Consider the following 21,380-nt stretch of genomic DNA (forward strand, 5'->3'; position numbering starts at 1 on the left):
GGCTCTCTCCCCGCTAAAACGCCACGTCCACCACCACGTTATCCGTGTAATTTCCGGCTGCCGGCGTCGCCTGCGTCGTCAGTATCCGGGCCGTGTAGGTAAAGTTGCGCGTTACCGTATCGGGATTAAGCGAGGTTGACGTTGTGCTGCTCCAGCGATCGCTGCCGGAGGGTCCCCAGCGCGAGGTCGTGGCCGCGTCTTTATAAATGTCATAGGCCAGCCGGCTGGCTCCATTTGCCATCTGCCGCGCGGTGCCGCTGAAATTATTGCCGTTGCTCAGCCCAACGCTATAGGTGCTCCCTTTAGAGCAGACCACGCTGATGGTCTGCTGAACGGCAGAGAAGCTGCCCGCCAGCGGCGCGCTGCCAAAGTTGAGGTTCGGGGCGGTAATGGTGGTGCAGTCGTTGGTGACCACCAGCGTCACGGTCAGCGGCAGGGCGGTGCCGCTGCTGGCTTGCACGGTTCCCAGACAGATACCGGCCACGCCGGCGCTGGTACAGACGCTGTAGCTTACCGTCAGCGTCAGGGTGGTGGTGTATGTGCCTGCCGCAATCACCTGGCCCGGCACGGTGCGGAAATAGAGCGGGATAGTGAAGTTGAGGCTGTTGCCCAGCGCCAGCAGCGCCGAGGCGTTCCAGCGATAGCTGTTGCCCTGACGCAGCTCGGTGGCGCAGGCGCTGTCGACACAAAGCTGGATCGGAACGTTATCGCTGCCGCCGGCGCTCGCTTTCAGCGTGGCGCGGGTCCCGTTCAGGTAGCTGGCAGCGGTAAACGCATAGGCAATATAGTCGTTGCCCAGCAGATTAAGCGTGGCGGAGCCGCAGTTGACATTCGTATTGGCGGACGTGGGGATAACCTGGGATTGCACAGAAAAGGTGGTCTGGCTGCCAAAGCTGGCCGGCGAAGCGGAGAGCGGGCAGAGCGCATAGCTGGCGCCGGGCAGCAGCAGTGCCAGCATCAATAGTAACTTAATCATGTTGTAATCCTGCTGAGGGTGTCTGCGCCAGCGCACCGGCGCCGGGCTGCGGGAGAGGTAGCGCGCAGACCAGCGGGCCATAGGTTTTCAGCGCCTCTGGTTCGCCGCGCGCGACGCTGAACGTGGTTTCACACTGGCGGCCATCGGGCGTGATAACCTGCAGCGTATTACGCGCCTGCAAATTCTCCAGCCAGACGATGCCGTCCCAGCCGACATAGCTGCTCTCTTTACCTGCGCGCAGCACCTGACTGGCAAGCGGCAGCGGCTGACCGCGCGTGTCGTGCAAAATAACGCTGGCGGCACGCAGCGGCTCAATCGGGAAGTCGAGCAGAAAACCGCTTTTACGCTTCACGGCAATGCGCTGCTCAACCCGGGATGCGGCGACGCTGGCAGGCAGATCCAGCGTATCGATATCATATTTTGCGCCGTAGTAGCTGCTGACCGCCGGGACCAGCAGATAGCCCTGGCCGTCAGTTTTCCCCATCGCCTGATTCTCATAGCGCACGGTCACGCCGGGATAGCGGGTTTTCACCAGCACAAAGGCGTCGTTGATATCATTAGCAGCAAAGAGGCGGTTATCCATCAGCACCAGCGCACCAGAGAGATCTGCCCATTGCGTTGTATTGTCATCATCGCCCCAGAATCCGGCTGAGGTATCGATCCGGTTATTGCGATAGCGCAGGCTGCCCTGACGATAATCGCCGCTGTCGCCCCCCTGGCGTGCCCAGGAGGCGTCCCAGGCGATCCCCCCCTCGGTGGGCATTGCCCGCGAGGCATACAGCCGCTGGTTACTGCGCCCCTGGCGATCGCGCTCCACGCTCACAGAGGCGCTGCTCTGTTCACCAAACGGGATCACCAGTGAAATCGCCCCGTCCCAGCTACCGAGATCGCGATCGCGGCTGGCTGAGATATAGAGACTGCTGTTGCCCCACAGGTTTTTGCTCCAGGTCAGGTTCCACAGACGCGTGCGCTCACCGTAGCCGCCGCTGATATCGAGATAAGCGAGTCCCAGACTGCCGTAGTCGCTGAGCGACAGGCTGGCCGTATATTGTGCGCTGCGACGCGCGAGTGAATAGCGGCTGTCGGCGCTTTCACTGCGGCTGCCGATCAGCGCCAGATTACTGAACGTGGTATCGCGCAGAATGTGCTGGGTGCCAAGGCTGAACCAGCTGTTGTTATATTGATATCCCCAGCTGTACTGCGTGCCGCTCTGGCCCTGCGCGTCGCTCTGCGCCACCGCCGCGTTGATAACGCCCAGGCTACCCGCTTTCAGCAGGCCGCCCGCACCGCCCATGACAATGTCATCACTGCCTTCAGCGTGCGACTCCAGCGTCAGCCAGTCGCTGATACCGTAGCGATAGGAGCCACTGGCAGCGGCAGCGCCGTAGTCGGCACTCTTCACACCATAATTTTGCCGGACAGCGCCGGCAGAGAAGGCGTAATCAGACAGGCCACTTTTTAACAGGCTGGCCGACACGTAAAAGGGCAGCGTGGTGGTGACCTGACGCCCCAGCGCATCGGTGGTGGTGATCACCGCATCCCCGGCACCATTGACAAAGGGGATGTTGGTCAGCGACCACGGACCGGGCTGCACCGCCGTTTGCGCACTGCGATAGCCGTTAATAAACAGATCGACCGAGGAGGGCACCGCCGCCTGGCCGCTGAAGGCAGGCAGCGGATAAGTTACTAAATCGGGACGCACGCTGAAATCACGCGCTATCTGCACCCCGCCCAGCCGCACGCTGTTGCTCCAGCTCAGGGCGTCAGTGATAAGGTCGCCCACCCGCCAGCTGAGCGCGGCGTCTTCATTCTCATTGCTGAACCAGGTGTCGTAACGCAGATATCCCTCCTGCTGACCGCTGAGCGATCCATTCAGCTGCTGCGTATAGACGCCGTTAGAGGAGAACTGTCCTGCCGGGCCGAACAGCCGTAACTCATTCCACGAGGAGAGGCGTGAGCCGGCCCGGTCGGTGTGGGTCAGATAAACGTCGTAATTCAGCAGCGCCCCGTTGCTGGCGCGCGCCGGAAAGCGGGGACGCTGCTCAGCCTGCCCGAGCCGCTGCGCCGGCAGCCAGGCCGGCGGCACCGTCAGCAGCAGCCGCTGCCGGGTTTCATCATAGGTGACATCCGCGCCAGGCAGCTGCCGAAGATCGACCCGCTCATCCGGCAGCTTTTCCGCCGCCACGCCCGCCTGCAGCAGATCGCTGCGGCGCAGCCAGAAATGATCCTGCTGATGTTCAACGGCAACAATATCGCCGCGCGCGCGCTGATTGATAATTAACTCCAGCATTAGCTGCTGCCCCTGTGCGCTGCTTTCCAGCGCGGGCGGAGGCGGCAGCGCAGACCAGCTCTCCGCACGCCCGTGCGCGGGCAGGATCATCAGTACGCTGCCCAGCAGCAGATAACGCGAGGGCGCAGGCGTCATTAGCGTGCGGCAGTACTGCGCCAGGCGCGGTTGTTGACATCGGCTGCCAGCTCTCCGCGCAGGGGCTGGCTGACCGGCCAGCGCTGGCTGCTGTGTGCCAGCACATAGCCAAACAGGCCGTTGCCCAGGGCGGCTCCGCCGGCGCGGACATTGCTCAGGCGCGCATGGCCGCTGCCGCTGTTGGTCAGCTCCAGCCAGCGCCTGCCGCCGCTGCTGACTTCGCGCCAGCTCAGCACCGCTTTCGCGCTGTCGCGCGTCAGACCGCTGCCGTAGACAAACAGCGGAACGGAATAGCGCATCTGAAAGTTAAGCCCGGCCTGATTATCACCGGGCTTACGCGGCGACGGGATCTCATCAAGTACCACGCGATAGGCGCTCTCATGACCGGCAGGGGGCGGCGTCTGTTTGATTAGGCGCACCAGCTGTTTTTGCCCCGGCTCCAGCCGCACCATAGGCGGACTGGCGGCGACCTGCTGCTGCGTCTGATACTGCTCCTGGCCCTCGCGCTGCTGCCAGGCAAAAATGCGTACCTGCATAATGGTGCTGCTGCCGCCGCGGTTCTCCAGCCAGAGCTCGCTGGCTTTATCTTCAGAGGCTATGGCGGGGTCAATGGGCCAGATCATCAGCGAGTTGGCGGCCCGGACTGAGGGGATGATTAACAGCAAAAGCAGCGCGCACAGGTTTCTCATGGTTCATCCTTTTTTTCAGCATCACCAGCTCAGGGTGACGGTCAGCGTGTCGGTATAGGTTCCGGCTTGCGCGGTGCCAGGCAGCGTCAGCTGACCATAAACAGGCAGCGTAATCGTATTCGCATTGCTATAGTTCAGCGCTATAGCGCTGTTAATGGGTATAGGCGCAGTCAGCGCAGCGTTACTGAAGAGCCGGTAGGCAACGGTATTGCTGCTGCTGGTGTGTTTGAGATTGCGGACAGAGGTGTAGTTAGCGCCGCCGTCAATACTCATGCTGACGGCGGTGCCTGGCGTGCAGGCCAGGTTCAGCGTTGTGCTCTGCAGGTAGCTTGCGCTGAAGTTTCCCGTAGCCACGCCGGAGTGCGAGCCAAAGTTGAGCGTACCAAACACGCCCGTATTGCTGCCCGACACCACGCAGCCCGCCACGATGGACGCAGCGACCTGAAAGTTTGCCACAGGCAGCGCATCTGCCGGCAGGCAGGCGAAGGCTGCTATCAGCCCCGCCGCCCGCCAGAGAGAGAGGGATAGCCTCACTGCGCGCGCACCCGTGCTCAGTAATTCACCGCCACGTTTATGGTGTCGGTATAGGTACCCGCCGGGATAAGCGGGTTGAAGCCGCCGCCGACGACCCGACCATAGATGGCATAGTTGGTGCCCAGCGTCGGATCGGTGGTGCCGCTGGCGGCGATGTTGGTGTTGTTCGCTATCGCGGTGGTAAAGGCGGCGTCGCTGTAGAGGGTATAGGCGATGCCCCGCGTATTATCCGAGCCCAGAATGAGGTAGCGCGGCTGGCCGCTGACGGTGCCGTAAATCGTGCCCGGCGCGCCGTTGCTGCTGGTGACCTGTACATTAAAGGTCTGTCCGGTTGTGCAGCGCACATAGATACCGCTGCCGGCCGCGCCCACCAGCGTGGCATTCAGCGTATCAAAGGTAGCTGCGCTGCTGCCAAAGTTCAGGGTACCGAAATTGACGCCGGTGGTGGCTGACTGACCGTTGACCAGGCAACCGGTCGTCAGCGTGAGCGTGGCGTTGATCGCCCCGGTAGTGGTGGCTGCCAGGGCCGTTACGGACGTCAATCCTGTGTACATGCCTGCGGTCATAAGAAAAAGCTTGAGTTTCATAATCATTCCTTACTGATTATCCGGAGTCGATGCTTTTCCACCTGGCCTATTAATAAAAAACGAACCCGTAAAATGCCGCTGGCAAAGAGAATTAAGGCGATATATGGCGCTTCCCCCAGATTAGCACTGAGGTTGCTTTATGATTTACATCAGTTTTATTTACTATAGTTCAGCCTGGTAGTACGTCTAATCTCTGACACGCTTTTTCTACTCATTATTTTTGCCCGCAGGCCGATAATAGAGTCATAACAGTGGCTGGCCTTGCTGCCAGCCTGCTGTCGTCTGGCGCGGGAAGAGGGCTGGATTTCTGCCTCGTTCAGGAAGGGCGATAGCGGTTCAAAAGCTGCAGGGATGCCGTTTACACGACTTTATAGCTGGAAACAGCGTTAATCCGGACTTCCCTATGCTGGTAACGTCATACGACTCATTCACGGTTATCGTTTCAATTATTGTCGCCATGCTCGCCTCCTTTACTGCGCTGGATATGGCAGGCCGGGTCGCCTCCTCGTCAGGTCGCGTCGCGCTCATCTGGCTGCTGGGTGGCGGTTTTGCCATGGGCGTAGGAATCTGGGCGATGCATTTCATCGGCATGCTCTCCATGAATCTCGATATGGAGATGAGCTATGATCCGGTGCTCACTGCAGCCTCCATGCTGGTTGCTATTCTCGCCTCGATTTTTGCCCTGCGGCTGGTCTGCGTGGGAGAGCTGCCGTGGCGGCGACTGGCTGGCGGCGCGCTGGTGCTGGGGTCGGGCGTAGTGGCTATGCACTATACCGGCATGGCGGCGCTGATGTTTATGCCGGGTATTATCTGGAACCGGGGCTGGATCGCCGTCTCGGTGCTGATTGCGCTGCTCGCATCAGGGGCTGCGCTCTGGCTGGCCTTTCACCTGCGTCACAGCTATGGCCGGGTAACGCTGCTGCGTTTTGGCGCCTCGGTTGTCATGGGGTGCGCCATTGCCGGCATGCACTACACCGGTATGGCGGCGGCCGGATTTCCGGCGAGCAGCCACGTCACACATCACGGGGTAAACAGCGACTGGCTGGCGATGATTGTCACCGTGGTAACGCTGGCGATACTCGGCATTACGCTGCTGGTCTCTATGCTGGATGCGCGTATGCAGGCGCGCACGTCAATTCTGGCGCACTCGCTGGCAGAGGCGAACCGTGAACTGGCCCAGCTGGCGCTGCATGACAACCTGACCCGGCTGCCCAACCGTATTTTACTGGAGGATCGGCTCGATCAGGCGATCAACAAAGCCAATCGCGAGAAGTCGCAGTTTGCACTGATGTTTATGGATCTTGATGGTTTTAAAGCGGTTAACGATGCGTTCGGGCACCATATCGGCGACAAACTGCTGGTGAGCGTAACAGAACGTATGATGAGCCAGATGCAGGGGCACTATACGCTGGCGCGAATGGGCGGAGATGAGTTTGTGCTGCTGCTGGAGATTGACGATCCCAACGACGCCGCCTCGGTGGCCGATATGCTGGTGAAGGCCGTTGACCGGCCGTTTGCCATATCGCGTTATGAGCTGGTGGTCTCTTTAAGTATCGGGATTGCCGTCTATCCTGGCGACGGCAGAGATGAGCGCGAGCTGATGTTTAACGCTGATGCCGCGATGTACCACACCAAACACAATGGCCGCAACGGTTACACCTTCTTCCAGCCCTCAATGAATATTCTGGCGCAGTCGCAGCTGCAGCTTAACAACGATCTGTGGCAGGCGCTGGATAACCGTGAACTGCGGCTGTTTTACCAGCCGAAGTATTGTGCCCCCGGCGGGCCGATTCTCGGTTTTGAAGCGCTGCTGCGCTGGCAGCACCCGCAGCGCGGTCTGCTTACGCCTGATCTGTTTCTGCCTGGCGCAGAAAAAACCGGTTTAATCATAAATATAGGTAACTGGGTGATCGATGAAGCGTGCCGCCAGCTGCACTGCTGGCATCAGGAGGGGCATACCGCCTGGTCAGTTGCGGTGAACCTCTCTGCGCTGCAGTTTGAGCAGTCCGGGCTGATTACCACCGTGACGCAGGCGCTGAAAACGCATCAGATCCCGGCAGAGCAGCTGACGCTGGAGGTGACAGAGACCACGGCGATGCGCGATCCGGAAGAGAGCGTGCGTATCCTGACTGAACTCACCAGCATGGGGGTAAAGGCGTCGATTGATGACTTCGGAACCGGCTACTCCAGCCTGCTCTATCTGAAGCGGCTGCCCGCCAGTGAACTGAAGATCGACCGCGCGTTCGTGAATGAGCTGCAGGCAAATTCCGAGGACGCCACTATCGTCTCCGCTATTGTCGCGCTGGCGCAGTCGCTGGATCTGAAAGTGGTCGCGGAAGGGGTGGAGACGCCCGATCAGCAGGCTTTTCTGACCGGCCTTGGCTGCGACACGCTGCAGGGATACCTGCTCGGCAGGCCGCTGCCACCTGAGCGCGTAAATGAACTGCCCGATTTTGTCAGCAGCCAGTGCGATCTGGATAAAACCGCCTGAGTGTGCGTCTGCAACCTCTTTGCCGGAGAGCGATCGCTATCACAAACCGGCAACGCCGAAACGAAAAATTTGGCTTAAGTTACTAAGCGACTAATTAACAGGGATTTTTTCAGATATTGCCACATTGCATTACCGCCTGAAATTGCCACAATTAATTAACATTATTTGTCGGAGCACGTTCATGGCGTCCTGTTCTTCCAGCCTGCTGTTATCGATGTCGTTTGCTGCCGGCACCTTTTCAGCAGGCGCCTCCTTTAACCCGCAGCATCTGCGGCTCTCTCACGCCAGCGGCGGCGTGCCGAACAGCCCGCTGCCGCTGATTATCTGGCCGCGTGTGGTGCCGGATGACACGGAAGATAGCGCACGCTGGTTTGAAACGACCTTTACCGCCAGCGGCTGGCCTGCCGCATGGCGCGCGCCGGTATTCCCTTATACCCACTATCATCCGAATACGCATGAGGTGCTGGGCGTCGGGGCGGGCTGGGCTGAGATCCTGCTGGGCGGCGACAGCGGGCGTATGGTGGTGCTGCGTGAAGGTGATGCCGTGCTGATCCCGGCAGGCGTCGGGCATAAACAGGTTTACGCGTCAGACGATTTTTTCATGGTCGGCGCTTATCCGGAAGGAATTACGCCCGAAACGGTACGCGATGAACCCTCGCGGCTGCGTGCAGCCAGAGAGCAAATTCAGCGCGTTCCTCTGCCCCCGCGCGACCCGCTTACCGGCGGCAAAGGGATGATGACCGACCTGTGGCTGCCGGTTATGCAGCAGCTGGTAGCCCGATAGGCCAGCGACAGCGTCTCGTCTCTCTGCGTATACCGGCTCCCTCCGGTATGCGGCTTTCCTGCATGCTCTTCCCCGACTGACCTGCCATAAATAGCAGGTAGCCACGAGGAATGATGCATTTCTCTGAACGTTTTCTCGCCACTGCCGATAACACTCCTGCCAGATTTTGTCTGAAATCGATTAGCGCTTGTCAGCGCTGCACTTTTGCGTTTAAGTCTGAAATAATTAAGAATCTTCTGAAAAGCCGATGCTGTATCAGGCCGGAACAGGCACAAAATATGAACAATAACTCTGATGTAATGTATCGGCTGCTGGTGCAGAGCGTCGTAGATTACGCCATTTACATGCTCAAACCTGACGGTACCGTTGCTAACTGGAATACCGGTGCGCAGCGCGCCAAAGGGTATACACCAGATGAGATCGTTGGTAAAAATTTTGCGCTGTTTTATAGCGAAGAGGAGCGCAAAAACGGCGCGCCGCAGCGCGGTCTTTCTGTTGCTGCCGCAACCGGTAAGTTTGAAACCGAAGGCTGGCGCTATCGCAAAGATGGCAGCGCGTTCTGGGCTCACGTCGTGATTGACGCTATCCGGGATGAGCAGGGCGAGCTGCTGGGTTTTGCCAAAATCACCCGCGACTACACGCAGCAGCAGGCGCAGCAGCGCAGGCAGCGTGAACAGGAGCAGCGCTTTCGTTTACTGGTAGAGGGCGTAACCGACTATGCGATTTATATGCTGGATCTGGAGGGCAACGTTGAGAACTGGAATGCCGGGGCTCAGCGGACAAAAGGCTACGTGGCAGAGGAAATTGTCGGACAGCACTTCTCCCGCTTTTACAGCGCGCAGGATCGTCTGAACCATCTACCGGAAAAGAATCTTACGACCGCGTTTAAAACCGGACGTTTTGAAGATGAGGGGTGGCGCTATCGTAAAGATGGTTCCGCTTTCTGGGCGCACGTTATCATCGACGCAATTCGCGACGACGCCGGGAAACTGATTGGCTACGCAAAAATTACCCGCGACTGCACTGAACAGCAGGCGCTGCTGCGCCAGCAGCGCGAACATGAAAAAACGTTTCGGCTGCTGGTGGAGGGCGTCACCGATTACGCTATCTACATGCTGGACCTGAAGGGGCGAGTCGTTAACTGGAACGCCGGGGCGCAGCGCGCTAAAGGATATCGCGCAGATGAGATTGTGGGGCAGCACTTCTCACTCTTTTACAGCGCGCAGGAGCGCCAGCTCCATCTGCCGGATGCAAACCTCGGCATTGCGCTAAAAACCGGGCGGTTTGAAGATGAGGGATGGCGCTACCGGAAAGATGGATCGGCTTTCTGGGCGCACGTGGTAATTGACGCGATTCATGATGAGAGTGGATGCCTGATCGGATTTGCCAAAATCACGCGCGACGTGACGGAGCGGCGTGAACATGAGCAGCAGCTTCTGCGCGCGCGCGATCTGGCACAGGCGCAGAGCAGCAGAATGTCGGAGCTGTCGACCTTTCTCGACACCATCATCAGCAACATCCCCTCCTGCGTGATCGTGGAGGATGCTATCAGCCGCGAAATTCTGATGGTGAATGCCAAGGCTGAGCAGCTGTTTGGGCTGAGCCGATCGCTGCTCATGCATAAGCGTCCGCACGAGTGCATGTCTGCCGAACTGAGCGACTACTTTAATAGCCTGGCGGATATTGCGCTGCGCAGTGAAGGCATTCACGCCCGCGAGCAGCTGCTGCTGACCGCCAGCGGTGAGCGGGTTCTGCATACCCGCGCCACCACCATCACCGGCAAAGATATGCGGCAAAATTATGTCATGCTAATCGTGGAAGATGTGACTGACCAGCGCGAAGCGGATGCGCGTATTCACCATATGGCGCATCACGACAACCTGACCAGCCTGCCTAACCGCATTCTGTTCCGGCAAAAACTCAGCGAAGCGCTGCGTAACGACACGGCACAGAACCAGATCAGCGCCACGCTTTGTCTCGACCTCGATAATTTCAAAAACGTGAATGATGCGCTTGGCCACCAGATTGGTGACGATCTGCTGCGCGCGGTGGCTAAGCGGCTGCGCAGCGTGCTGCGTGAGCGTGATACGCTGGCCCGCATCGGCGGCGACGAATTTGCTATTGTGCTGCCCGATATCCACAACGCTGACGAAGCGGCCACGGTGGCGCAGCGCCTGATCGAGGCGATTCAGCCGCCCATGAATGTCGAAGGGCATAATCTTACCGTGGGCCTGAGCGTGGGGATCGCCCTGACCACCCAGGCCGTCAACACGCCGGAACATATGCTGCGCTGCGCCGATATGGCGCTCTACGAGGCGAAGCGTAACGGCCGTAACCGCTATGAGCACTTTACGCCAGAGATGGATGACCAGGCGCGCAGCCGGCGCATCATTGAAAACGATCTGCGTGATGCGATTACCGGGCGGCAGCTCAGACTTTACTATCAGCCCATTACCAGTCAGAGCGGCATTATTGGTTATGAAGCGCTGATGCGCTGGCACCATCCGGTCAAAGGCTTGATCATGCCGGTGGATTTCATCCCGATTGCTGAAGAGACCGGGCTGATTCATATGCTGGGTGCCTATGCGCTGTATGAGGCGTGCCGCGAAGCGCAGAGCTGGAACACCGAACAGTCCGTTTCGGTAAATCTCTCACCGCTGCAGTTTAAAAACAGCTCGCTGGTGTCGGTGGTAGAGGGGGCGCTGAAGGAGTCAGGTCTGGCACCGCATCGGCTGGAGATGGAAATCACGGAGTCGGTGCTGCTGGACGATACGCTGGGCAATATCCGGACGCTGCAGAACCTTAAAGCGCTGGGCGTACAGATTGCGCTGGATGATTTTGGCACCGGCTACTCTTCGCTCAGCTATCTGCGCTCATTCCCGTTCGATAAGATCAAAATCGATAAATCTTTTATCAACGATATGGGCGACAGCCGCGAAGCGCTGGCGATCATCCGGGCAATAACCGGCATGAGCCGCAGCCTGGATATTCAGATCACGGCGGAAGGCGTGGAGAACAGCGAACAGTTTGCGAAGCTGCGTGAAGAGGGCTGCACGCTGTTTCAGGGGTATCTGTTTGGCCGCCCGCAACCCTCAGAGCTGCGACTGAAAGCGCTGGAGTAAGATGGCGCCATGGGTGACGACGTGACAACGCAGAGGGCGCATTTATGTGCTCCTGACCGTCTGCAGGCTCGTCGTCCTCTGAGCGCACGCTTTCAGCATAAAAAAACGCCCGGCAAAACCGGGCGCTGCTGCTTGCTGTATGTCATCTTTTTTATTATTGACCGTGACCTTCCACGTTCATGCGGCCCAGGTCCTTGTCCACCAGGAACAGACCTTCACCTTTGTTACCCACCAGCGCCAGTTTATCGAGCACGGTTTTAAACAATTTCTCTTCTTCATGCTGCTCTGCCACATACCACTGCAGGAAATTAAAAGTGGAGTAGTCCTGCGATGTCAGCGCGGTGTGGACCAGTTCATTGATTTTCTGCGTGATCAGCTGCTCATGCTTCAGCGCTTCGCTCAGCACATCGCTCAGAGAGTTCCAGCTGACAGCCGGTGCCGCTATGCTGCCCAGCACCGGCATGGAACCCGCGTCGCTGACGTAATCAAACAGGCGCTGCATATGCTCCATCTCTTCACGCGAATGCATTTTCAGGAAAGAGGCGGCCCCTTCAAATCCTTTATCGCTGCACCAGGCGCTCATCTGCAGATAGAGGTTGGCAGAGAAGAACTCCAGATTAAGCTGGTCGTTCAGGCGAGAGGTCATTTCAGCAGTTAACATAGCTGCGTCCTTATTAAGCAGTCAGAAAAATTACGGCGAATTATGCAGCAATATCAGCGTTTATGTGAAGGGTTTTTTGCACGAAATTTTAATTTATATCATTGAATATAAATGGAATTATTCAATATTCTGAATGCGACGAATTCTCATTGTTAACTGATTGCCATTCGCCTGCCATGACCGGACGCGGACGGAGCCGTAAGAGGTTACCTGCGCGCTACAGTCGTGATTTCCCCGCCTGCTGAAATATTGTATGCTATGCCGCCTCAACGCTGACCGGATAACCGGAGCACCGCCAGCACAGCCGCGAACCGCTGCTGTGCAGTGACGCCACGGCGTTGCCACTGGCACTGTTACCCACCGGACAGGTTCCGGAACGATTTATCTGCCGCGCGTTACAGACGCGCCGCCCTGAAGAAGAACGTACTCATGTCTAATGCTCCCTTTTTAGAAGAAGTGGCGCGCCGCCGTACCTTTGCGATTATCTCGCATCCGGACGCCGGTAAAACCACAATTACCGAAAAAGTCCTGCTGTTCGGACAGGCTATCCAGACTGCCGGTACTGTTAAAGGCCGCGGCTCCAGCCAGCATGCTAAATCAGACTGGATGGAAATGGAGAAGCAGCGTGGTATTTCAATCACCACCTCGGTGATGCAGTTTCCCTATCGTGAAAGCCTGGTCAACCTGCTGGATACGCCGGGGCATGAAGACTTCTCGGAAGATACCTATCGCACGCTGACCGCCGTTGACTGCTGTCTGATGGTTATTGATGCCGCGAAAGGGGTTGAGGATCGTACCCGCAAGCTGATGGAAGTAACCCGCCTGCGCGATACGCCCATCATCACCTTTATGAACAAACTGGACCGCGACATCCGCGATCCGATGGAGCTGCTGGATGAGGTTGAGAGCGAGCTGAAGATCGCCTGCGCCCCCATTACCTGGCCAATCGGCTGCGGCAAGCTGTTTAAAGGGGTTTACCACCTTTATAAAGATGAAACCTATCTCTATCAGAGCGGTAAAGGCCATACTATTCAGGACGTGCGCGTTGTAAAAGGATTGAATAATCCCGATCTCGACGCGGCGGTGGGCGAAGAGCTGGCACAGCAGCTGCGTGATGAGCTGGAGCTGGTGCAGGGCGCCTCACACGAATTTGAGCAGTCGCTGTTTCTCAACGGCGAGCTGACGCCGGTGTTCTTCGGCACTGCGCTGGGCAACTTTGGTGTCGATCATATGCTGGATGGCCTGGTCTCCTGGGCACCTGCGCCGATGCCGCGTAAAAGCGATACCCGTATTGTGGAAGCGCGTGAAGAGAAGTTCAGCGGTTTTGTCTTCAAGATTCAGGCGAATATGGATCCCAAACACCGCGACCGCGTTGCGTTCATGCGTGTGGTATCGGGTCGTTATGAAAAGGGTATGAAACTGCGTCAGGTGCGTACCGGCAAAGATGTGGTGATCTCCGATGCGCTGACCTTTATGGCAGGCGATCGTTCGCACGTTGAAGAGGCGTTCCCGGGCGATATCATCGGCCTGCATAACCACGGCACGATTCAGATTGGCGACACCTTTACCCAGGGTGAAGCGATGAAGTTCACCGGCATTCCGAACTTTGCGCCAGAGCTGTTCCGCCGCATCCGTCTGCGCGATCCGCTTAAGCAGAAGCAGCTGCTGAAAGGTCTGGTTCAGCTCTCTGAAGAGGGCGCCGTGCAGGTATTCCGCCCGGTGCATAACAACGATCTGATTGTTGGTGCCGTCGGCGTGCTGCAGTTTGATGTGGTTGTCGCCCGCCTTAAGAGCGAATACAACGTTGAAGCGATCTATGAAGCGATCAACGTCTCCACCGCCCGCTGGGTAGAGTGCAGCGACGCGAAGAAGTTTGACGACTTCCAGCGTAAAAATGAGGTCAATCTGGCGCTGGATGGGGGAGATAACCTCACCTATATCGCGCCTACGATGGTTAACCTGAATATTACGCAGGAGCGTTATCCTGACGTGGTTTTCCGCAAAACCCGCGAACACTGATCCCGCCTCGCTATCAGGACCAGTCATTACTGGTCCTGCTTTTTTTGTTACAGACTCCTCTTAATTACGCTGTCATTCTGACTTTCTGGCGAGATATCAACCACAAAAGCCAGCAAAAGCTGTAATCCCTACTATGATTATTCTGTCGGACGAAAAAACAGGCCTGCGAGTTTGGTTACGTCCATCAAGGCAACGGCGCCGTTAGCTGTTGTGCATTCGCGCTTGCGGGTGAATTAACTGATAGAAGGATCATATCGATGAATAAGACTAAGATTGCCAAGACCCTGATTGCTGCACTGGCCGGTACGGCGCTGTTAAGCGGTGCGGCATTTGCTGCTGATACCAGCTCGACGGGTTCCAAAATCGATAGTTCTATGAAAAAAGTCGATGGTTTTATGGATGACAGCGGCATTACAGCCAAAGCCAAAGCGGCGCTGGTTGATGATGACGCGATTAAAAGCACGGATATCTCCGTCAAAACGCAGCAGGGTGTGGTGACATTAAGCGGTTTCGTTGCCTCGCAGGATCAGGCTGAAAAGGCTGTCGCTCTGGTGCAGAAAGTTGAAGGAGTGAAATCCGTCAGTGACAAACTACACGTCAGAGACAATAAAGAAGGCTCGCTGAAAGGTTATGCCGGTGATGCCGCCACAACCAGCGAAATTAAAGCTAAGCTGTTAGCAGACGACATTGTTCCATCGCGCAATGTGAAGGTGGAAACCACCGATGGCGTGGTTCAGCTGTCAGGAGAAGTTGCGAATCAGGCACAGTCTGAGCGTGCTGAGAAGATCGCAAAAGCCATTGAAGGCGTGAAAAGCGTGAAGAATGACCTCAAGGTGAAATCTTAACGCAGCCGGAACGGCATCGCTCTGATGCTGTTCCGCAATAAAACAGTGAAGTGAAGAATAAGCAGTTCGATTTCTACTATGGTAAAGGAGAGGCTTATGTTTCGTTGGGGTATTATCTTTCTGGTCATTGCACTGATCGCGGCAGCCTTAGGATTCGGCGGTCTGGCAGGTACGGCAGCATGGGCAGCTAAAATTGTCTTTATTGTCGGTATTATTCTGTTCCTGGTTAGCCTGTTTACCGGGCGCAAAAAACTCTGACCAGACACATCAATTGCAGTAACCCGCTAGTGATGTAAAGCGGAGGCCAGTCATTGACGGCATTGTCTGCCGTCGCAGCTGCCCGTGCAGTGGGTCAGGGAATGACAATGACTGGTTCTCCGGGATGCCGCTCTGGCCTCCCTCAGAGCAGTAACTACTGAGGGTACGCCATTGGGTATACGCATTCCGGTTTCACTTGGTTCCTTTGAACCGCTGGCGCTTCAGCCATTTAAATCCCGCAAAATTGCACTTGTCTGTGAAGGCGGCGGCCAGCGCGGAATATTCACCGCAGGCGTACTGGACGCATTCCAGCGGGCCGGATTTAACCCTTTTCATCTGATGCTGGGCACCTCCGCCGGCGCGCAAAATCTCTCCGCCTTTGTCTGCGCTCAGCCGGGCTATGCCCGACGTGTTATTACCCGCTATACCACCAGTAAGCAGTTTTTCGATCCGCTGCGTTTTGTGCGCGGTGGACATCTTATCGATCTCGACTGGCTAATCGATATTACCCGCAGTGAATTTCCTCTGGCGTTCAGCAGCGCGCAGAAACTGTTTGCCGGTGGCAGCGAATTTTATATGTGCGCCTGCCGCAGTGACGATTATCAGGCACGCTATTTCAGGCCTGATGAGCTGACCTGGCATGACATCATCAAAGCATCCAGCGCTATTCCTGGCTTTTATCGCAGCGGCGTGCTGATGGATGGCGTCAGCTATCTGGATGGCGGCATCAGCGACGCCATTCCGGTGCGTGAAGCCGCGCGGCGCGGCGCGGATACCATTGTGGTGATCCGGACCACGCCTTCGCAGATGTTCTATACGCCGCAATGGTTCCAGCGGATGGAGCGCTGGCTGGGTGACAGTGCGCTGCAGCCGATGATCAACATCCTGCATCATCATGAAGCGAGCTATCGCGAGATCCAGCAGTTTATTGAACAGCCGCCGGGTAATCTGCGCATTGTGGAAATTTGCCCGCCGCGCCCGCTGGCCAGCATGGCGCTTGGCAGCCGCGTTGCCGCGCTGAACCACGATTATCATCTTGGCCGGCGCAGCGGACGCTATTTTCTGGCTACGCTGGGGCAGTGGTTGAGTGATGCAGAGCCGGCACGCCGATCGCTGCCGATTGCACCGCCCGCCGCCGCTGCCAATGCACCGCATACGCGACCGCTACACACGCCGCCGCTGGCGGGGAACGATGCTGCCTGGGATGAAGGATCGCTGGCATGAAATTTATCGACACGCACTGCCATTTTGACTTCCCGCCGTTTGTTGATGATGCGGTCTCAAGCATTGCCCGCGCCGCCGCCGCCGGCGTAGAGCGCATTATTGTGCCATCGACAGAAGCGAGTCGTTTTGCACGCGTTATGCAGCTGGCAAAAGATCACACGGCGCTCTATGCGGCGCTGGGCCTGCATCCGATCAATATTGCCCGTCATCAGGACGATCATCTGGATCTGCTCGCGCAGTATCTGGCACAGGCAGAGAGCAACTGCATAGCGATCGGTGAGATCGGACTGGATCTCTATATGAACGATCCCGATTTCGACAAGCAGACGCGGCTGCTGAACGCGCAGTTCATTCTGGCAAAACGTTTTGATCTGCCGGTGATCCTGCACTCCCGCCGCACCCACGATCAGCTGGCGATGCTGCTGCGGCGCCATAATCTGCCGCGGCGTGGCGTCGTGCACGGCTTTGCCGGCAGCCAGCAGCAGGCAGAGCGCTTTATCCAGCTCGGCTATGCCATCGGCGTGGGAGGCACCATTACCTGGGAGCGCGCCAGCAAAACCCGCCATACCATTGCCAGCCTGCCGCTGGCGTCGCTGCTGCTGGAGACTGACGCACCGGATATGCCGCTGCAGGGTTTTCAGGGAGAGCCCAACCGGCCTGAGCGGGCGCGCAATGTGTTTGAGGTATTGTGCACGCTGCGTCCTGAACCGGCTGACGTGATTGCCGATGCGCTGTGGCAGAACAGCCTGCGTATATTTGCATTTTCTTCCCGATCGCCGTCCGGCGATCTATCAGAGTGATACCATTCAGCGCGCGATTTTGTGATAATAATTACATCTGCGTTGCGATCTGTTTAGCCATGCATTCACGTCAAAAAGAGATCTTAAGCAGATTTTCTATGTAATTTCGAGCTGCTATCTCTTTTTTATGTGATCTGATTCGCAATGGCACTTCCCGACAATTGTTAAAATAATCACATTATCCGGCAGCTCGCTGCTGGCCTGACATCCGGAGCCTGTTATGACTGACCTTAATGCTGCTGCGCAGCGCGCGCTGCAACTGATGGATCTCACTACCCTGAATGACGATGACACTGATGAAAAAGTCATTGCGCTGTGTCATCAGGCCAAATCCCCTGCGGGCAACACTGCCGCTATCTGCATCTATCCGCGCTTTATCCCGATCGTCCGTAAAACGCTGCGCGAACAGGGTACGCCTGAGGTGCGCATTGCGACCGTGACCAATTTTCCGCATGGTAATGCGGATATTGAGATCGCTCTGGCGGAAACGCGCGCCGCTATCGCTTACGGCGCTGACGAAGTGGATGTGGTATTTCCCTATCGCGCTCTGATGGCTGGCGATCGTGATACCGGCTTTGCGCTGGTTAAAGCGTGCAAAGAGGCGTGTGCGGCAGCGGACGTGCTGCTGAAAGTGATTATCGAAACCGGCGAGCTGAAAGAAGAGGCGCTGATCCGTACGGCATCAGAAATTGCGATTGATGCCGGCGCTGATTTTATTAAAACCTCAACCGGTAAAGTGCCGGTGAACGCCACGCCGGAAGTTGCCGCCATCATGCTGCAGGTTATTCGCGATAAAGGCGTGCAGCAGCAGGTAGGTTTTAAACCAGCCGGCGGCGTGCGCACCGCAGAAGATGCCGCTCTTTACCTGAAGCTGGCTGACGACACCCTCGGTGAGGGCTGGGCCGACGCCCGTCACTTCCGCTTTGGTGCCTCCAGCCTGCTGGCAAACCTGCTCAGCACGCTGGGCCACGCAACCAGCGGCAGCAAAACGGGTTACTGATAGCGGCCCGGGTTGAATCCCGTTGCGGGATACGGAATCGAATATTGCCGTAGGGGCCGCATTAATGCGGCCCGGGTTGAATCCCGGCACTGCGTCCGGCCAGGGGCGCATGAATGCGCCCCCTACAGGGGCCGGAATCGAATATTGTCGTAGGGGCCGCATTCATGCGGCCCGGGTTAAATCCCGTTGCGGCATCCGGCCAGGGGCGCATGAATGCGCCCCCTACGGGGTACAAAATCCAACATTCCCGTAGAGGGCGCATTTATGCGCCGCGTATATACCAGCAATCACAGGAGGCAACCTTGTTTCTGCCACAGGAAATCATCCGGAAAAAACGTGACGGGCAGCCGCTGAGTGAGGCGGAGATCCGCTTTTTCATCGATGGCGTGCGCGATGAAACCGTTTCGGAAGGGCAAATCGCTGCGCTGGCGATGACCATCTATTTTAACGATATGAACCTGCAGGAACGCGTTGCCCTGACCATGGCGATGCGCGACTCAGGATCGGTTCTGGAGTGGCAGTCGCTGCAGCTCAACGGTCCGGTAGTGGATAAACATTCAACCGGTGGCGTAGGCGATGTTACCTCTCTGATGCTGGGACCGATGGTCGCCGCCTGCGGTGGATATGTGCCGATGATCTCCGGACGCGGTCTGGGTCATACCGGCGGCACGCTGGATAAGCTGGAGGCCATTCCGGGCTTTGATATTTACCCCAGCGACGACCGTTTCCGCGACATAATTAAACAGGTGGGGGTAGCGATCATCGGGCAGACCCGCTCGCTCGCGCCCGCAGATAAACGCTTTTACGCCACGCGCGATGTCACCGCCACGGTTGACTCCATTCCGCTGATCACCGCCTCGATTCTCGCCAAAAAACTCGCAGAAGGGCTGGATGCGCTGGTGATGGATGTCAAAGTGGGTTCAGGCGCCTTTATGCCCACCTTTGCCGCCTCGGAACAGCTGGCGCAGTCGATTGTGCGGGTGGCGAACGGCGCAGGATGCAAGACCACCGCGCTGCTTACCGACATGAATCAGGTACTGGCCTCAACCGCGGGTAACGCTCTGGAAGTGCGCGAAGCGGTGCAGTTCCTGACCGGCGAGGCGCGCAATCCGCGTCTGTATGAGGTCACGATGGCGCTTTGCGCTGAGATGCTGGTGTCCGGCCAGCTGGCAGCGAATGACACCGAGGCGCGGCAGAAACTGCAGCAGGTGCTGGATAACGGTAAAGCTGCCGAAGTATTCGCACGAATGGTGGCGGCTCAGAACGGGCCGGCAGATTTTATCGAGCGGATGGATCACTATCTGCCGGCGCCGGCTTTCAGCAGGCCGCTCTATGCAGAAGAAGCGGGGATCGTCAGCGCGATGGATACGCGGGCGCTGGGCATGGCCGTTGTGGCGCTGGGCGGCGGGCGGCGGCGGGCCACTGATACAATCGACTACAGCACAGGCCTGAGCGACATGATTGCGCTGGGCAGCCGGGTTGATACGCAGCGGCCGCTGGCGATGATCCATGCCGCCTCGGAAGCGCAGTGGCAGGAAGCCGCGCAGGCGGTCAGAACCGCCATCGTACTGAGCGACCAGGCACCTGAAACCACGCCCGTGGTCTATCGCCGCATCAGTGAATAGTGGCGTTACTGCGTGCCAGACAGCAGCCATTCAGGTATACTGATCTGATCGCTTTTTTTTGACTTGTCATCGCGCCTGGCGCGCAGGAGACTTGCATGAAACGTGCTTTTATTATGGTTCTCGACTCCTTCGGCATCGGTTCCAGTAAAGATGCTGATAAATTCGGTGATGCGGGTTCAGATACGCTTGGCCATATCGCTGAAGCCTGTTTTGAAGGTCGCGCAAACGAAGGGCGCGAAGGCCCGCTACATCTGCCAAACATGACCGCGCTCGGTCTTGGCAAAGCGGCAGAACTCTCGACCGGCCGCTTTCCGCCAGGGCTGGATCCAAATGCTGAAATCATCGGCGCTTACGCTTACGCCAGCGAACTCTCTTCCGGCAAAGATACCCCCTCCGGCCACTGGGAAATTGCCGGTGTCCCGGTTCTGTTCGACTGGGGCTACTTTAGCGATAAAGAGAACAGCTTTCCGCAGGCGCTGCTGGATAAGCTGGTGGAGCGCGCCGATCTGCCGGGCTATCTCGGCAACTGCCACTCTTCCGGTACGGTGATCCTCGATCAGCTGGGTGAAGAGCACATGAAAACCGGTAAGCCGATTTTCTATACCTCAGCAGACTCGGTGTTCCAGATCGCCTGTCACGAAGAGACCTTTGGCCTTGAGCGGCTGTATGAACTGTGTGAAATTGCCCGTGAAGAGCTGACGGAAGGCGGCTACAACATCGGTCGCGTCATTGCCCGTCCGTTTGTGGGTGATAAAGCGGGCAGCTTTGAGCGTACCGGGAACCGTCACGATCTGGCCGTTGAGCCGCCATCACCGACCATGCTGAAAAAGCTGGTCGACGAGAAGGGCGGGGAAGTGATCTCGGTAGGTAAAATTGCCGATATCTATGCGCATCAGGGCATCACGCAGAAAGTGAAAGCGACCGGTCTCGACGCGCTGTTTGACGCCACGATTGAGCAGATGAAAAAGGCGCCTGACACCTCTATCGTCTTTACCAACTTTGTTGATTTCGACTCAACCTGGGGTCATCGCCGCGATATCGCAGGCTATGCCGGCGGACTGGAGCTGTTTGACCGCCGTCTGCCAGAGCTGATGGCGCTGGTGCAGGAGGGCGATATTCTGATCCTGACCGCTGACCACGGCTGCGATCCCAGCTGGGAAGGCACTGAGCATACGCGTGAGCATATCCCGATTCTCATCTACGGTCCGGGCGTCAAGCCGGGATCGCTGGGTTATCGCGACACCTTTGCCGATATCGGCCAGACCATTGCCGCGTACTTTGGCCTCTCCAGCATGGACTACGGCAAAAGCATGCTGTAAAACAGCGCACACTTTTTTGAA

General features: G+C 57.5%; 17 protein-coding genes. 11 read left to right on the forward strand and 6 right to left on the reverse strand.

Annotation, left to right across the window (positions count from 1 at the left end; genetic code table 11):
* Window positions 1-13 precede the first annotated feature (13 nt).
* From F3J39_RS09740 to F3J39_RS09760, 5 genes are read right to left on the reverse strand one after another with little or no spacing between them, the layout of a single operon-like run.
* Window positions 14-976: a spore coat U domain-containing protein gene (locus F3J39_RS09740; RefSeq protein ID WP_039380166.1), complete on the reverse strand. Its 963-nt coding sequence runs from the start codon at window positions 974-976 to the stop codon at window positions 14-16.
* Window positions 969-3,356 carry a fimbria/pilus outer membrane usher protein gene (locus F3J39_RS09745; protein ID WP_247648247.1) on the reverse strand — a complete coding sequence of 796 codons (2,388 nt, stop codon included), beginning with the start codon at window positions 3,354-3,356 and terminating at the stop codon, window positions 969-971. The genes F3J39_RS09740 and F3J39_RS09745 overlap by 8 nt, the downstream gene beginning before the upstream one ends.
* A 44-nt stretch (window positions 3,357-3,400) precedes the next feature.
* A complete protein-coding gene (locus F3J39_RS09750) occupies window positions 3,401-4,090 on the reverse strand; it encodes a molecular chaperone (protein WP_166714127.1) in 690 nt (229 codons plus the stop codon).
* Window positions 4,091-4,111: 21 nt separating this feature from the next.
* Window positions 4,112-4,588, reverse strand: coding sequence for a spore coat U domain-containing protein (locus F3J39_RS09755; protein WP_039385638.1), 477 nt, complete (start codon window positions 4,586-4,588; stop codon window positions 4,112-4,114).
* A gap of 53 nt (window positions 4,589-4,641) precedes the next feature.
* Complete coding sequence (locus F3J39_RS09760; protein ID WP_166714128.1) at window positions 4,642-5,211, reverse strand: spore coat protein U domain-containing protein; 570 nt, start codon at window positions 5,209-5,211, stop codon at window positions 4,642-4,644.
* Between the two features lie 403 nt (window positions 5,212-5,614).
* On the opposite strand from F3J39_RS09760, the gene F3J39_RS09765 reads away from it, so the two are divergent.
* The 3 genes from F3J39_RS09765 (at window position 5,615) to F3J39_RS09775 (ending at window position 11,608) form a co-directional block, all read left to right on the forward strand.
* A complete protein-coding gene (locus tag F3J39_RS09765) occupies window positions 5,615-7,702 on the forward strand; it encodes a bifunctional diguanylate cyclase/phosphodiesterase (protein ID WP_166714129.1) in 2,088 nt (695 codons plus the stop codon).
* Between the two features lie 181 nt (window positions 7,703-7,883).
* The gene (locus F3J39_RS09770; RefSeq protein ID WP_166714130.1) at window positions 7,884-8,486 is read left to right on the forward strand and encodes a hypothetical protein; all 603 of its coding nucleotides are present in this window, start codon (window positions 7,884-7,886) and stop codon (window positions 8,484-8,486) included.
* 278 nt (window positions 8,487-8,764) lie between these two features.
* A complete protein-coding gene (locus F3J39_RS09775) occupies window positions 8,765-11,608 on the forward strand; it encodes a bifunctional diguanylate cyclase/phosphodiesterase (protein ID WP_104085436.1) in 2,844 nt (947 codons plus the stop codon).
* Between the two features lie 154 nt (window positions 11,609-11,762).
* On the opposite strand, the gene ftnA is transcribed toward F3J39_RS09775, so the two are convergent.
* A complete protein-coding gene (gene ftnA, locus F3J39_RS09780) occupies window positions 11,763-12,269 on the reverse strand; it encodes a non-heme ferritin (RefSeq protein ID WP_039380152.1) in 507 nt (168 codons plus the stop codon).
* 429 nt (window positions 12,270-12,698) lie between these two features.
* Here ftnA and prfC point away from each other — a divergent pair, with 429 nt between their 5' ends.
* From prfC to deoB, 8 genes are all read left to right on the forward strand, one after another.
* Window positions 12,699-14,288, forward strand: a complete 1,590-nt coding sequence (gene prfC / locus F3J39_RS09785) for a peptide chain release factor 3 (protein ID WP_039380149.1) — start codon at window positions 12,699-12,701, stop codon at window positions 14,286-14,288.
* A 257-nt stretch (window positions 14,289-14,545) separates the two neighbouring features.
* Window positions 14,546-15,133, forward strand: a complete 588-nt coding sequence (gene osmY, locus F3J39_RS09790) for a molecular chaperone OsmY (RefSeq protein ID WP_065648196.1) — start codon at window positions 14,546-14,548, stop codon at window positions 15,131-15,133.
* Window positions 15,134-15,229: 96 nt separating this feature from the next.
* Window positions 15,230-15,391, forward strand: coding sequence for a DUF1328 domain-containing protein (locus F3J39_RS09795; RefSeq protein ID WP_065648197.1), 162 nt, complete (start codon window positions 15,230-15,232; stop codon window positions 15,389-15,391).
* Between the two features lie 171 nt (window positions 15,392-15,562).
* Window positions 15,563-16,615, forward strand: coding sequence for a DUF6363 domain-containing protein (locus tag F3J39_RS09800; protein WP_104085438.1), 1,053 nt, complete (start codon window positions 15,563-15,565; stop codon window positions 16,613-16,615).
* Window positions 16,612-17,415, forward strand: coding sequence for a TatD family hydrolase (locus F3J39_RS09805; RefSeq protein WP_166714131.1), 804 nt, complete (start codon window positions 16,612-16,614; stop codon window positions 17,413-17,415). Before F3J39_RS09800 ends, F3J39_RS09805 begins: the two co-directional genes overlap by 4 nt.
* A gap of 220 nt (window positions 17,416-17,635) precedes the next feature.
* Entirely contained in the window at window positions 17,636-18,415 is a 780-nt protein-coding gene (deoC, locus tag F3J39_RS09810) for a deoxyribose-phosphate aldolase (protein ID WP_166714132.1), read from the forward strand.
* A 302-nt stretch (window positions 18,416-18,717) separates the two neighbouring features.
* Window positions 18,718-20,040, forward strand: a complete 1,323-nt coding sequence (deoA, locus tag F3J39_RS09815) for a thymidine phosphorylase (protein WP_039380139.1) — start codon at window positions 18,718-18,720, stop codon at window positions 20,038-20,040.
* Between the two features lie 95 nt (window positions 20,041-20,135).
* A complete protein-coding gene (gene deoB, locus F3J39_RS09820) occupies window positions 20,136-21,359 on the forward strand; it encodes a phosphopentomutase (protein WP_039380136.1) in 1,224 nt (407 codons plus the stop codon).
* The last annotated feature ends 21 nt before the right edge of the window (window positions 21,360-21,380 follow it).

The sequence above is a fragment of the Pantoea sp. Acro-807 genome (assembly GCF_011752675.1).
In the GTDB taxonomy this organism is placed as follows: Bacteria; Pseudomonadota; Gammaproteobacteria; order Enterobacterales; family Enterobacteriaceae; genus Pantoea; species Pantoea eucrina.

Excerpts from the sequence above, each read along its gene's own strand:
- F3J39_RS09740 (WP_039380166.1), bottom strand. The coding sequence starts at position 976 with ATGATTAAGTTACTATTGATGCTGGCACTGCTGCTGCCCGGCGCCAGC.
- F3J39_RS09745 (WP_247648247.1), bottom strand. The coding sequence starts at position 3,356 with ATGATCCTGCCCGCGCACGGGCGTGCGGAGAGCTGGTCTGCGCTGCCG.
- F3J39_RS09750 (WP_166714127.1), bottom strand. The coding sequence starts at position 4,090 with ATGAGAAACCTGTGCGCGCTGCTTTTGCTGTTAATCATCCCCTCAGTC.
- F3J39_RS09760 (WP_166714128.1), bottom strand. The coding sequence starts at position 5,211 with ATGAAACTCAAGCTTTTTCTTATGACCGCAGGCATGTACACAGGATTG.
- F3J39_RS09765 (WP_166714129.1), top strand. The coding sequence starts at position 5,615 with ATGCTGGTAACGTCATACGACTCATTCACGGTTATCGTTTCAATTATT.
- F3J39_RS09770 (WP_166714130.1), top strand. The coding sequence starts at position 7,884 with ATGGCGTCCTGTTCTTCCAGCCTGCTGTTATCGATGTCGTTTGCTGCC.
- F3J39_RS09775 (WP_104085436.1), top strand. The coding sequence starts at position 8,765 with ATGAACAATAACTCTGATGTAATGTATCGGCTGCTGGTGCAGAGCGTC.
- ftnA (WP_039380152.1), bottom strand. The coding sequence starts at position 12,269 with ATGTTAACTGCTGAAATGACCTCTCGCCTGAACGACCAGCTTAATCTG.
- prfC (WP_039380149.1), top strand. The coding sequence starts at position 12,699 with ATGTCTAATGCTCCCTTTTTAGAAGAAGTGGCGCGCCGCCGTACCTTT.
- osmY (WP_065648196.1), top strand. The coding sequence starts at position 14,546 with ATGAATAAGACTAAGATTGCCAAGACCCTGATTGCTGCACTGGCCGGT.
- F3J39_RS09795 (WP_065648197.1), top strand. The coding sequence starts at position 15,230 with ATGTTTCGTTGGGGTATTATCTTTCTGGTCATTGCACTGATCGCGGCA.
- F3J39_RS09805 (WP_166714131.1), top strand. The coding sequence starts at position 16,612 with ATGAAATTTATCGACACGCACTGCCATTTTGACTTCCCGCCGTTTGTT.
- deoC (WP_166714132.1), top strand. The coding sequence starts at position 17,636 with ATGACTGACCTTAATGCTGCTGCGCAGCGCGCGCTGCAACTGATGGAT.
- deoB (WP_039380136.1), top strand. The coding sequence starts at position 20,136 with ATGAAACGTGCTTTTATTATGGTTCTCGACTCCTTCGGCATCGGTTCC.